12 protein-coding genes are annotated in these 12710 nt (G+C 64.6%); 6 read left to right on the forward strand and 6 right to left on the reverse strand.

Translation table 11 applies throughout. The features are described 5' to 3' along the window. Positions 1 to 4: 4 nt before the first annotated feature. The 6 genes from ACQCSV_RS15250 to ACQCSV_RS15275 all read right to left on the reverse strand — a co-directional run bounded on the left by ACQCSV_RS15250 (position 5) and on the right by ACQCSV_RS15275 (position 5496). The gene (locus tag ACQCSV_RS15250) at positions 5 to 1513 is read right to left on the reverse strand and encodes a DHA2 family efflux MFS transporter permease subunit (protein ID WP_426938716.1); all 1509 of its coding nucleotides are present in this window, start codon (positions 1511 to 1513) and stop codon (positions 5 to 7) included. Between the two features lie 50 nt (positions 1514 to 1563). Beyond that, positions 1564 to 2001 carry an ankyrin repeat domain-containing protein gene (locus ACQCSV_RS15255; RefSeq protein ID WP_426938717.1) on the reverse strand — a complete coding sequence of 146 codons (438 nt, stop codon included), beginning with the start codon at positions 1999 to 2001 and terminating at the stop codon, positions 1564 to 1566. Continuing rightward, complete coding sequence (locus ACQCSV_RS15260; RefSeq protein ID WP_426938718.1) at positions 2001 to 3083, reverse strand: YgfZ/GcvT domain-containing protein; 1083 nt, start codon at positions 3081 to 3083, stop codon at positions 2001 to 2003. The genes ACQCSV_RS15255 and ACQCSV_RS15260 overlap by 1 nt, the downstream gene beginning before the upstream one ends. Before the next feature lie 96 nt (positions 3084 to 3179). Next, the gene (locus ACQCSV_RS15265) at positions 3180 to 3902 is read right to left on the reverse strand and encodes a flavodoxin family protein (RefSeq protein ID WP_354164345.1); all 723 of its coding nucleotides are present in this window, start codon (positions 3900 to 3902) and stop codon (positions 3180 to 3182) included. A gap of 74 nt (positions 3903 to 3976) precedes the next feature. Next, positions 3977 to 4591 (reverse strand): FABP family protein, encoded by a 615-nt coding sequence (locus ACQCSV_RS15270; RefSeq protein ID WP_426938719.1) that lies wholly within the window; start codon positions 4589 to 4591, stop codon positions 3977 to 3979. Between the two features lie 170 nt (positions 4592 to 4761). Further along, on the reverse strand, positions 4762 to 5496 hold the full coding sequence (locus ACQCSV_RS15275; protein ID WP_354153769.1) for a permease: 735 nt from the start codon (positions 5494 to 5496) through the stop codon (positions 4762 to 4764). 383 nt (positions 5497 to 5879) lie between these two features. Here ACQCSV_RS15275 and ACQCSV_RS15280 point away from each other — a divergent pair, with 383 nt between their 5' ends. The 6 genes from ACQCSV_RS15280 to ACQCSV_RS15305 all read left to right on the forward strand — a co-directional run bounded on the left by ACQCSV_RS15280 (position 5880) and on the right by ACQCSV_RS15305 (position 12709). Next, positions 5880 to 6578: a winged helix-turn-helix transcriptional regulator gene (locus tag ACQCSV_RS15280; protein ID WP_282329503.1), complete on the forward strand. Its 699-nt coding sequence runs from the start codon at positions 5880 to 5882 to the stop codon at positions 6576 to 6578. 234 nt (positions 6579 to 6812) lie between these two features. Further along, a complete protein-coding gene (mshD, locus tag ACQCSV_RS15285) occupies positions 6813 to 7784 on the forward strand; it encodes a mycothiol synthase (protein ID WP_354153290.1) in 972 nt (323 codons plus the stop codon). Positions 7785 to 7929: 145 nt separating this feature from the next. Continuing rightward, a complete protein-coding gene (locus ACQCSV_RS15290; protein WP_354153289.1) occupies positions 7930 to 10179 on the forward strand; it encodes an RNA degradosome polyphosphate kinase in 2250 nt (749 codons plus the stop codon). Positions 10180 to 10189: 10 nt separating this feature from the next. Continuing rightward, entirely contained in the window at positions 10190 to 11158 is a 969-nt protein-coding gene (locus ACQCSV_RS15295) for an NUDIX hydrolase (RefSeq protein WP_354153288.1), read from the forward strand. A gap of 166 nt (positions 11159 to 11324) precedes the next feature. Beyond that, positions 11325 to 12128, forward strand: coding sequence for a thymidylate synthase (locus ACQCSV_RS15300; protein WP_354153287.1), 804 nt, complete (start codon positions 11325 to 11327; stop codon positions 12126 to 12128). Further along, positions 12125 to 12709: a dihydrofolate reductase gene (locus ACQCSV_RS15305; protein WP_354153286.1), complete on the forward strand. Its 585-nt coding sequence runs from the start codon at positions 12125 to 12127 to the stop codon at positions 12707 to 12709. The genes ACQCSV_RS15300 and ACQCSV_RS15305 overlap by 4 nt, the downstream gene beginning before the upstream one ends. Position 12710 lies beyond the last annotated feature (1 nt).

Raw genomic sequence — 12710 nt, forward strand, 5'->3', positions numbered from 1 at the left:
CACATCAGCCGGCCGCGGGGACTTCCGCCTCAGCACCATCCCCAGGCTGGGGAACGGGCTCGGGCTTCGCGAAAAACGCTACTGTCAGAGCGCCGACGAGAAGTACTGCCGCCGGCAACAGGACGGACTGGCCCATCGCCATCGCGAACGGTGCGTGCAGCGCCTGCGGCAGGGCCGCGCCAAAGCCTTCAGTGGACGCCGCCTGTCCGGGCGGCAGGGGCGGGAATTCGGCCACAATACGGGCCTGAATCAGTGCGGCCATGGCGGCTGCCCCCAGCACTGAACCGATCTGCCGGCTGGTATTGAAAACACCCGAGCCGGCACCGGCCTGGCGCGGCGCCAGATTTCGTGTGGTGGCATTGGCGATCGGCCCGAAGATGCAGCCCATGCCCAGGCCTTGTACCGCACTCGGCAGGAGGAACATCCAGACAGGGGTATCGGGCGTCATAAGCACCGACGTCCAGGAGATGGCCAAGGTGAAAAGCAGCATCCCGGCGACTGCAAACCAGCGCGGATTGACGCGGTCAATCAGCTTGCCCACTATGGGCGACAACGCACCGGTGAGGACGGCCATCGGAATCAGCAACAGGGCAGACTGCGTGGGAGTCAGACCCAATGCGACCTGGTAAAAAATCATGGAAGCCAAAGGGTAGGCCGTGATGGAAAATCCCACCACGGCTATTCCAGCGTTTCCCAGCGCGAAGTTCCGGTCCTGGAACAGGCCCAGCGGCAGCAAGGGTTCGCCGCCTCTCCGTTCAAGCCACCACTGCCAGCCGATGAAAATGGCCATCACACCTACGCCTGCGATGATCAGGCCCCACACGGTGAACGGGCCGCCATCAATGGTCCCCCACTTGTACGTCTGGCCTTCCTGTATCCCGAACACGATCAGGAACATGGCCACGGCGCTCAGGAGCACCCCCACTACGTCGAAGGAGTGGCTGTGCGTTTTCAGTTCCGGGACGTTGCGCATCACCAACAGGAACGCAACGACGCCGATGGGAATGTTGATGAAGAAAATCCACTCCCAGCCAAGGGAGTCAACCAGGACGCCGCCGAGGATGGGCCCCACCAGGATGGCCATGCCCGCCGTGGCACCCCACAGCCCCATGGCCGCGCCACGGCGGTCCGGCGGGAAGATGCGGGTAATCACCGCCATGGTCTGGGGCGTCATCAGGGCACCGCCCACTCCTTGCACGCTCCGGGCCAGGATGAGGATCGCGATGTCGCCGGACAGCCCACACCACAGGGACGCGAGTGTAAATACCGCCAGACCCGCAATGTAGACCTTTTTCGGTCCGAAACGGTCCCCCAGACGCCCGGCAATCAACAGGAGCACGGCATAGGACAGCAGGTATGCGCTGGTAACCCAGACGACGGCCGTGATATCGGCGTCGAGCGCCTTCCCGATACTGGGGTTGGCCACGAACACGATGGTGGTGTCTATCAGGATCATAAAGAACCCGACCACCAGCGACCACAAAGCCAACCAAGGCCTGGCTACAGTTTCCATGGCGTTCCTTCGATTACGTTGGCGGCCGGTCGTGACACACTGCGGAAACGCTACTCCAGCAGATCTAGGATGTCCGTGCGGGCGAACATCTGCGCAGCGGCCCGGGCGGAGGGGCTGCCGGCGTCGGGATCTGCACCGGCGTCCAGCAACACCCGGGACACGTCCGCGTACCCCTTGAATGCTGCACCGGCCAGGGGCGTCTGGCCGCGGTCGTTGGCCGTGTCAGCCTCACCGCCGTGCTCAAGGATCAGCTGCACCGTCTCCGCGTGGCCGTGGTAGGCGGCCAGCATCAGCAGGGAATCGCCGGCCGCGTTGGTCATTGTGGCCGGGGCGCCGGCGTCCAAATAGCCGCGCAGGAGTCCGGCGTCCCCCTCCCGGGCAGCCTGGAAGAGCCGGTGCGCCAACGCCACGGCCTCGTCGTCCGGCGTCGAGGCATCGGCGCTGGCATCGCCGGGTGAAGCGTCGTCGGGTGCGGTGTTCTCGGTCATCAGCGGGTCCCCCTCAGGAATCCAGTCTGGCGCCCCACTACCTGGCCGGCGTCGGGAGCAACAATTACTTCCTGGGCAGCGATGTAAGGCTCTTCGCCGTCCAGCACGGTCAGTATTTCATCCGGTGCGACGGACCGTTTGATGACGGCCAACGCCACCGGGCCCATTTCGTAGTGCTGGGCAACGGAGGTCACTGTCCCGACCTTCCGCTCGCCGAGCATCACCGGGCTGCCGGGAGCTGGCATGGTGTGCTGCGACCCGTCCAGCTGCAGGAACACCAGGCGCCGCGGCGGATGGCCCAGGTTGTGCACGCGGGCGACGGTCTCCTGGCCCTTGTAGCAGCCCTTGGAGAGGTGCACGGCGGTCCGGAGCAGGTCCAGTTCGTGCGGAATGGTTTTGTCGTCGGTTTCCGCGCCCAGCCTGGGGCGCCACGCCGCAATGCGGAGGGCTTCGGCCGCCATAGCACCGGCGAGTGGGCGGTCCGCCAATGTTTCCTCGAGTTCGGCGGCCGGCACAAGGTACTCGATCCAGGGCCGCTCCAGCCCCGGGTGTCCTTCTTCCGGGACCACGGCGTAGGAGTAGCCGCCGGCGCCGACGTGCGGCCACGGATCCCGCCACGCCAGCAGTCCGGACCATTCCTCCACGGTTTTGGTGGACCCGAGCACGGCCCAGTCGGCGGAGACGTCGGTGATCTCGACTCGCAGCATGAACTTCATTTTGTTCAGCCACTCAGCCAGCGGCGCAGCCTCGGCGGCCTCAACAATCAGCCAGGTGGTCCCGCCGTCGTCCATTACGCGGGCGTCAAACTCGATCCGGCCCTGGACACTCAGCAACAGCAGCTCGCTTGACTCTCCCGGTTGCAGGCCGGTGACCTGCTGGGACGAGAGGGTGTTCAGCCACGTCAGCCGGTCCGGACCGCTGACGGTCACCACGCCGCGGTGGGAGAGGTCGACGACGGCGGTACCGGCTGCGAGGGCGCGCTGCTCACGCAGCGGCTCACCGTAGTGGGATGCGATGCCGGCGTCTGCGCCGGTAGCCTCGACGGCGCCGGGGCGCGACAGTAGGGGGCTGGGGGTAGTCATACTGGGGGCAACGTCCTTAGGTGGGTAGGTATTCCGGTCTCGGGCAGCGGGTCTCGCTGGGCTCGAGACCCGCTGGTCGCCCGCCCGGGGGCGGCGTCAGCGGTATTCGGGGTTCTCGAAGTCGAAGCGGGTTCCGGCTTTCCATTCTTCAGGGAGATTGCCGTACGCGGGAATCCCACCAGCGTCCTTGAGCATCCGGGCGAAATGCAGCAGGTTCCAGGTCATAAAGGTGGTGTTGCGGTTGGTGAAGTCGGATTCGGGGCCACCGGAGCCTTCGTCCAGGTAGCTCGGGCCCGGACCCACCGGGCCGATCCAGCCGGCGTCCGCCTGCGGGGGTATGGTGAAGCCGACATGCTGCAGGCTGTACAGCACGTTCATGGAACAGTGCTTGATGCCATCCTCGTTGCCGGTGATCAGGCAGCCGCCCACCTTGGGGTAGAACGCCCACTGGCCCTTGCTGTTGAGCTGCCCGGAGTGGGCGTACAGCCGTTCGATGAGCATCTTTGTCTGTGAGGAGTTATCGCCGAGCCAGATGGGACCGGCAACCACTACAATGTCGGCTTCTTCAACAGCCGGGTACAGTTCCGGCCACTCATCGGACGGCCAGCCGTGCTCGGTCATGTCGGGGTAGACACCGCTGGCGATGTCGTGATCGACAGTCCTGATCACGCGGGTGCTGACGCCCTGCTTCTCCATGATGAGGCGGCTGACGTTGATCAGGCCCTCGGTGTTGCTGGTCTCCGGCGACCGTTTAAGGGTCCCATTAAAGAACACAGCCTTCAGGTCGCTGTAATCGGTGGAGTTCTTCGGTGTAGCCATGATGCTCCCTTGATTCACTCGCCGGTGTTGCCCAGGATGCCAAGTCTACTGAGAATCGGTGACGCGGCTGGGTGTCAGGAAACCTTTTTCAGGAAAGCCGAGGCGTGCGCCTCGAGACCTTTGCCCGGCTGTGATGTTCCGCCGGGGGCCACGTCCCAGCGCCAGAGCAAATTGCCGTCCACGAGGCCGAAGATCCGGGTGGCCGCGCTGTAGTCCTTGGAATGGCTGCCGCGCATCACCATGTCGGTGCTGAGCTGGATCTGCGGGCCTTTGATCTGCCCGTAGTAGAGCTCAGAGATCCCGCCGGGATGTGAGATGGACACCGAGATATCGAACCCGTCGTCTTTATTGCGCAGCGCTTCGACTTCATCGGCGCTCTTGAGTGCGGGAACAATATCGGCCGGAATCAGGCCCGGTCCGCCGTCGGCATCAAGCTGTTTGCGCTCCAGCGCCCAAAAGCCGGTCTCAACCGTCAGCGGCCGCAGGCGTGTGCCGTCGTTGTCAGTTAACCAGCTCTCCGCGCGGTACTGCAGATACGGCAGACCGTTATGCGTGAAGGACACATGCTGGAGGAAGTGCTCCGAGTCCTCGTCCCCGCTCCCGAGCCGGCCGCTGCCTTCCCACTCACCAATGAGCCAGGAAAGCGGAACAAGTTCCGGTGTCAGGTCTGTAGGAATTTCTAACGGCACGGCAATTACCTCAGGAAAATGCTAGTTCGTTGAACGGGTTTACTTCTGGCCTTTAAAGAGGCGGTAAACCACAAAGCCGGCGAACCAGGCCATAGACAGGCTGGCGATGCCGAGCAGGACGAGGAAGAAGATTTCAAATGCAAGTACGGACATGATGCCATCCTAACCGGTTAGTAGATGAGGAGTTTGTCTATGAAGTAAGCCAGGGAGCCCACGGCCGAAACCGGTGCAAGCCCCATGCTAACCGCAGCCAAAAGATTCAGCGGACCGCCGCGGAGTGTTACCAGGCGGCGGAAGCTGACCAGCACGGCGCCCACCACAACGCCGAAGATCGCCGCGGGCACAACTGTAATGTCGGAGAAGACCAGGCCTGCCAGCGGCCCGGCAAGTCCTGCCATCACGATGCCGAGAGGGGCCACGATGCTGTCCGGCCATCGGATCAGGCCGGCCAGCAGTGCCACGCCGGCGCTGATGGCAGCCACCAGGAGCATCTCCCGCACGCCGTTGAAGCGCGCGCCGGCAATCCAGCCTGCACCCAGGCATGAGAGGAGCACACCGGCGCAGCAGCCAAGGGTGGATTCAAGCCGTTGGGCCTGGCCGGTGCCTCGGATGAGCTGCACGATGAACACAGCCATCATGCCCAGCGCCATGAATGCAGGCGTCCAGTCCAGGAAGCCCGGCGCGGGGACGAAACCGGCAGCGAGCGCAGACCCGACGCCGGCCAGCGCAATGACGGCTGCCAGGGTCTTCTTCGCGGGGATGCGGAGGAAGTGAGGCCAGCCGATGCCGACCGCCATGGCGATCACTACGGCGACGCCGACAAGTGCCTCGCGGGAGACGTACACGCCGGCGATGATGGCCACCAGACCCGCCACTCCGACAACACCGATGACCCACGAGCCCAGTGATTTTGCCGGGGCCTGCACCTCAGCGGTCACCGGGGACCCCGCCGGCCGGATCGCGGCGGCTTCGACTCTGCACTCAATTCGTGGCATCCCATTCTGGCTGTGGACCCGGCGGCTCTGCCTACCGCGTCAGGGCGTTCTGCCCCACGGCTCAATCCTGCCTTATATGACCCGGATATGTCGCAAAACGGAAGTTTGCCAAGCCGGAATCCGTGCCGTCGCGCGGGCTGGTGGGTATACTCAAGGTTCAGCTACGCTTCCTGCAACGGATGCCTGCCGGATTGATCCTTAAGTCGGCGAATTTCGCTGCAGTACAGATAGTACCGGCCGGTGAAAACCCGGTTCAGTCGCCCGAAGATGCGCGGACGCCCCTTGGAGGAACAATGTCGCACATCCTGCTATTGACGAACAGCACCGGTTCATCGGTAAATATCCTGCCTGCCCTGGAATTGCTGAATCACCGTGTGCACATCCTCGCCGCGGAACCCACAGCCCTGCTGGAGACAGATCCCTGCGACGTCGTGCTCCTGGACGCCCGCAAGGACCTGGTGGGCGCCCGCTCCCTCACCCAGTTGCTGAAAGCCACCGGCCTGAGCGCACCCTTGGTCCTGATCCTGACCGAAGGCGGCATGGCCGCTGTTTCCTCGGCCTGGGCAGTAGATGACATCGTGCTCGATTCAGCTGGTCCCGCCGAAGTGGAAGCCCGCATCAGGCTCTCCATAGCGCGGGCTGTGCCGGACAAGGATGACGCCCCCACGGAGATCCGCGCGGCTGGTGTGGTCATCGACGAAGCGAGCTACACGGCGCGCGTCAACGGAGCGCCCCTGAACCTGACGTTCAAGGAATTCGAGCTACTCAAATACCTCGCCCAGCACCCCGGCCGCGTCTTCACCCGCCAGCAGCTGCTCACCGAGGTGTGGGGCTATGACTACTATGGCGGCACGCGCACCGTGGATGTCCACGTCCGTCGGCTGCGTGCCAAGCTTGGAGCCGACCACGAAAACCTGATCAGCACGGTCCGGAACGTCGGCTACCGCCTGACCCTGGTGCGGCAGCAGGAAGACGAACTGACAGAAGCCTGACACCGTTCAACAGCACCTTCAGGCAGGAACAGCCCCGGACGAGTGGTCCGGGGCTGTTCCTGTATTTGTGAAGCTTTGTTGTGGAGGACATACGGGTCGAACGTATCGAGGCCACCCCACTGGCGGATCCCCCTCGTTCCCGCCGTAACAAGCGGGTGAGATAACGACTATACGTGCCTGCCCCGGGGCCATCAAATCGGAGCGCCTTCCGGCCGGGGCGTATAGCCTAGCCTCATGAGTCCTGCGCACCCGGAAAAATGGCCCGTCCTTGTTGTCCACGGCGGCGTGGAGGAACAACTGTTGAAGGACTGCGTGACGCTTCTGGCAGCTGCCGAGGAGTCTGACGGCAACCCCTCACTGTCTGAACAAACGGTGGTGACGCTCCGCGCCGGGGACTCTGCGGAGCAGTCCCTCCTGACCCTTGCGCTCTACGCGCCGGACGAAGATTCCGATCCTTCCTCCGGTCAGGACCTGGCCGGGTTTGCGGTCGTCGTCGCGGAAGCGGACGGCGGCGGCGTGCTGGAAATTGCCGTCCATCCGAGCTACCGCAACCAGGGCGTGGCGGACCGCCTTGTAGGCGCACTGAAGTCAGGGCGCGGCCTGGACGGCCTGAAGGCTTGGTCCCATGGCAACCACGAGGCGGCAGCGGACCTCGCCGCCCGCTACGGCTACGGTCCGGTCCGCGAACTCTGGAAGATGAGGCTGACTACCGCCACTGCGGAACTGCCCGACGCCGACCTCCCGGACGGCGTCACGCTCCGCGCCTTTGTGCCGGGCAAGGACGAGGACGGTTGGCTGGCTGCGAACCGGGCCGCCTTTGCCCACCACCCCGAGCAGGGCTCTATGTCCCGCGCGGACCTGGATGCCCGGCTGGCCGAGGACTGGTTTGATCCCGCCGGCTTCCTGCTGGCGGTGGACGCCGAGGACCGGCTGTTGGGATTCCACTGGACCAAGGTGCATCCGCGCCACGGCGCCCATCCGGCGATCGGCGAGGTCTATGCGGTGGGCGTCACACCGGCCGCACAGGGTATGGGCCTGGGCAAAGCGCTCACAGTGGCCGGTATCAGGCATCTGCAGGGCCTGGGACTTCACGCCGTGATGCTCTATACGGATGCCGACAACACTGCGGCCGTTTCCCTCTACCGGGGCTTGGGCTTCACACGCTGGGACATGGACGTGATGTACGGCCCGCTGACCTCCGATTAAGAGCCCGGGTGAGTTAGCCCACTCGTGTGACTAAGGGCTTCGGACGGGCCGAAATCTAGGCTCGTGGACGCTGATTGATTGTAAGGTTGGTAGAGAACCGTGCCGGCCGAGGGCCAGCATCAAGCGCCAGGCAAGAGGAGAGACCATGAAACCGGAACCCGCCGGAACAGTCACGTCCGAAGGCGCCTCAGTGCCGGTGCGCGCGCGCTTCGGCTCGTCTGAAGTCCCTGCCTCGCGTGCAACGCAGGACCGGATCGACATCCCCGAATTTGCGCCAAACCCTGTGCCCGAAGGGGACATCCGGCCGGACCGGTTCCTGGACCGCGAGCTCAGCTGGCTGGCATTCAACTCCCGCGTCCTGGAGCTCGCCGAAGATCCCGCGCTCCACCTCCTGGAACGTGTGGCTTTCCTGTCCATCTTCGCGTCCAACCTTGACGAGTTCTTTATGGTCCGCGTGGCAGGCCTGAAGCGGCGGATCGCCACCAACCTCGCGGTGCCCTCCCCTGCCGGACTTAGCCCGGTAGAGGTCCTGGAGAAGATCGGCGACGAAGCCCACCGCCTCCAGCAGCGCCATGCGCAGGTCTACGCCGAACAGATCCGCCCCGCCTTGGCCTACGAGCACATCCACCTGATGCACTGGGACGAACTGGACGACGCCGCCAAGCAGCAGCTCAGCGCGATGTTCGCCGAAAAGGTCTTCCCCATCCTGACGCCTCTGGCTGTGGACCCGGCGCACCCGTTCCCCTACATTTCGGGGCTGTCCCTGAACCTGGCCGTGGTGGTTCGCAACCCTGTGAGCGACAAGGAGCTCTTCGCCCGCCTCAAGGTTCCGGACCAGCTTCCCCGCCTGATCTCCATCGACGGTCCGCGGGCCGGAGCTGTCGCGGGACGCGTGGCGCGTTTCATCGCGCTTGAGGAAGTCATCGCCGTCCACCTGGACAAGCTCTTCGCCGGCATGGAAGTCCTGGAACACCACATCTTCCGCGTCACCCGCAATGAAGACCTTGAGGTGGAAGAGGACGACGCCGAGAACCTCCTGCAGGCGCTGGAAAAGGAACTTCTGCGCCGCCGGTTCGGCCCTCCGGTACGTCTTGAGGTCACCCACGACATCAACCCGAACATCCGGGCCCTGCTCATCCGTGAGCTTGGCGTGGAAGAGTCCGAGGTGTACTCGCTGCCGGCTCCTTTGGACCTCCGCGGGTTGTCCGTCATTGCCGGAATTGACCGTGCCGACCTTCATTACCCCAAGCACCTGCCGCACACGTCCCGGTTCCTGAACGAGTCCGAGACGTCCAAGGCCGCCAACGTTTTCTCGGCCATGCGCCGCCGCGACATCCTGCTCCACCACCCGTACGATTCCTTCTCCACCTCGGTGCAGGCGTTCCTGGAACAGGCGGCCGCGGACCCGAAGGTCCAGGCCATCAAGCAGACCCTGTACCGGACCTCGGGCGACTCCCCCATCGTTGACGCCCTGATCGACGCCGCCGAGGCCGGCAAACAGGTGCTGGCCCTCGTGGAGATCAAGGCCAGGTTCGATGAGCAGGCCAACATCTCCTGGGCCCGCAAGCTGGAACAGGCAGGCGTCCACGTGGTCTACGGCATCGTGGGCCTGAAAACCCACTGCAAGCTGTCGCTAGTGGTTCGCCAGGAAGTGGACGGGCTGCGCCGCTACTGCCACATCGGCACCGGCAACTACCACCCCCGCACGGCCCGCTACTACGAGGACCTTGGCCTGCTGACCGCCAATGACCAGGTGGGCGAGGACCTTTCCAAGCTGTTCAACCAGCTCTCCGGCTATGCGCCGAAGTCCACGTTCAAGCGGCTCCTGGTCGCTCCCCGCTCCGTCCGCTCGGGACTGATTGACCGCATCGAGACCGAGATCCGCAACGCCCGCGCCGGGCTGGCCGCCAGGGTGCAGATCAAGGTCAACTCCATGGTGGACGAAGCCATCATCGACTCCCTGTACCGCGCCTCCCAGGCCGGTGTGATGGTGGACGTCATTGTGCGCGGCATCTGCTCGCTGCGTCCCGGCGTCCCGGGCCTCAGCGACAACATCACCGTGCGCTCGGTGCTGGGCCGCTTCCTGGAACACTCCCGGGTGTTCGCCTTCGCCAACGGCGGCGATCCCGTGGTGTACATCGGCTCGGCCGACATGATGCACCGAAACCTGGACCGCAGGGTCGAGGCCCTGGTCCAGCTGGCCAATCCTGACGACATCCGCTATGTCCTCGACCTGCTGCAGCGCTACATGGACCCGGAAACAGCCAGCTGGCACCTGGATAACGAGGGCTTGTGGAACCGGCACCACATTGCCGACGACGGCAGCCCCCTCGACGACATCCAGTCCTGGCTGCTGGCCTCGCGCACCCGCCAGCGCAGCCTGAGCCGGCGGTAGGGCTACGGCGTTGGCGAGCGACATCCTCGTAGCAGACCAGACTGACCATCCCGACGAGGCAGTTGCCGTCGTCGCGGCCGGGGCGCTCCCCTGGCGGATCAACTCGGACGGTCTTGAAGTCCTGCTGATCCACCGTCCGCGGTATGACGACTGGTCCTGGCCCAAGGGCAAGATCGACCCCGGCGAGACCATTCCCGAATGCGCCGCACGTGAGGTGCAGGAGGAAATCGGGCTTGCCGCGCCCCTGGGCATCCCGCTCCCACCCATCCATTACCACGTGCCGTCCGGACTGAAGGTGGTCCACTACTGGGCGGTCCAGGTTAACGGTGCCCGGCTCGTTCCAGACGGCAAGGAGGTGGACCGCGTGGTGTGGTGCGCCCCCGAAACGGCCGCCGGGCTGCTGACCAACCCGTCCGACGTCGTTCCCCTGGAGTATCTGCAGGCTGCCCATAGCCGCGGCGACCTGAACACATGGCCGCTGATTGTGGTGCGGCATGCGAAGGCCAAACCGCGCTCGTCCTGGTCCAAAGCAGAGGGTGAACGGCCGCTGGCCGCGACGGGGATCAGGCAGGCCCAGGCCGTGGGCCGGCTGTTGCAGGCCTGGAAGCCGCCGCGCGTGGTGACCAGCCCTTGGCAGCGCTGCGTGTCAACCGTGGCGCCATACCTGAGGGCGACCGGGGCCAAGGTCAAGCTGGTGGAGGCGCTGACAGAACATAAGCACAACCGGACGCCCAAAAAAACCGCTGCCGTCATCGAGTCGCTCCTGGAAAAGGCACAGCCCGTCGCCGTCTGCACGCATCGACCTGCACTGCCCACAGTCCTGGGCCAGCTGGGCAAGCACATGCCGGGCCGTCTACGCACGCTCCTGCCGGACTCGGACCCTTATCTGTCCCCTGGCGAGATGGTGGTATGCCACGTGGCCGTCGGCAACAAGCACCGCATCGTGGCCGTGGAGCAATTGAAGCCCTTCGACGACTAAGGTTTGAGCGCCCGGCCGCCAGCGAACCGGTTCGTTCCGTCGCTGCTGCTGTTGCTGGCCACCACAACCGTTGGCGCCCGGCTGTATCCCGGCATGGCGGATCCGGTCCCTGTCTGGGCGATGTCATCGGCGGCCGCGGGCGGAGCGCCCCGGGTAGACTTTAGCCGTGAGCATCCCGACGCCTTATGAAGACCTCCTGCGTGACGTCCTGGCCCATGGCACGCACAAATCCGACCGCACGGGCACCGGAACCACCAGTGTTTTCGGCCGTCAACTGCGCTTTGACCTTGGCCGGAGCTTCCCGCTGATCACCACCAAACGCGTGCATTTCAAGTCCGTGGCGGTAGAGCTGTTGTGGTTCCTGCGCGGCGAATCGAACGCAAAGTGGATGCAGGATCAGGGCGTGAGCATCTGGAACGAGTGGGCTGACGCGGAAGGCGAACTGGGTCCCGTGTACGGCGTCCAGTGGCGCAGCTGGCCCACCCCTGACGGCGGCCATATTGACCAGATCGCCGAGCTTGTGGAGAACCTCAAAACCAACCCGGATTCACGCCGGCACATCGTGTCCGCGTGGAACGTCTCCGAGCTCAAGGATATGGCGCTGCCTCCGTGCCACGCGTTCTTCCAGTTCTATGTGGCTGACGGCAAACTGTCCTGCCAGCTCTACCAGCGCTCGGCGGACATGTTCCTGGGCGTGCCCTTCAACATCGCCTCCTATGCCTTGCTCACCTGCATGATGGCGCAACAGGTGGGGCTGGAGCCCGGCGAGTTTGTATGGACCGGTGGTGACGTCCACATCTACGAGAACCACATGGACCAGGTCCTGAAACAGCTGGGCCGGGAACCGTATGAATACCCGCTGCTGTTGATCAACCGGAAGCCGGCTTCGATCTTCGATTACACGATCGAGGACTTCGAGGTGGTGGGTTACCAGCACCACCCCACGATCAAGGCCCCGATCGCCGTATGAGTACCGGAAACGCAGCAGACCCCCAGTCCTTCGCCCAGGAGCTTGCCGGCTCCGTGACCGGCGTCGGCCTCGTGTGGGCGCAGACGTCCGGCGGCGTGATCGGCAAAAACGGCGACATGCCCTGGCACCTGCCCGAAGACCTGAAGCACTTCAACCGCCTCACCATGGGGCATCCGGTGATCATGGGCCGCAAGACGTGGCTGTCCTTCCCGGACAAGTACCGTCCCCTGCCGGGCCGGACCAACATTGTGATCACGCGGCAGAAAAACTGGGGCGAAACGCCCGAGGCGGAGGGCGCCGTCGTGGTCCCCTCCCTGGATGATGCCCTCATGGAGTCTCAGTTCGTCGACGGCGGCGGGACCGTGTGGATCCTGGGCGGCGGCGAAGTCTTCCGCCAGTCCACCGAACTCGCCAACGTCGCGGTGGTCACCACCATCGATGTGGAGGCCGACGGCGACACGTTCGCTCCCGAGCTCGACGAAACCTGGGAGGCGGCGGCGTCCGTTCCGCCGGATGGGTGGCTGACAGCAGCCAACGGAACACGCTACAGGTTTACCAAATGGATTAGGACGCAGGGCTGAG

This window comes from Pseudarthrobacter sp. S3 (genome assembly GCF_050156905.1).
GTDB lineage: Bacteria > Actinomycetota > Actinomycetes > Actinomycetales > Micrococcaceae > Arthrobacter.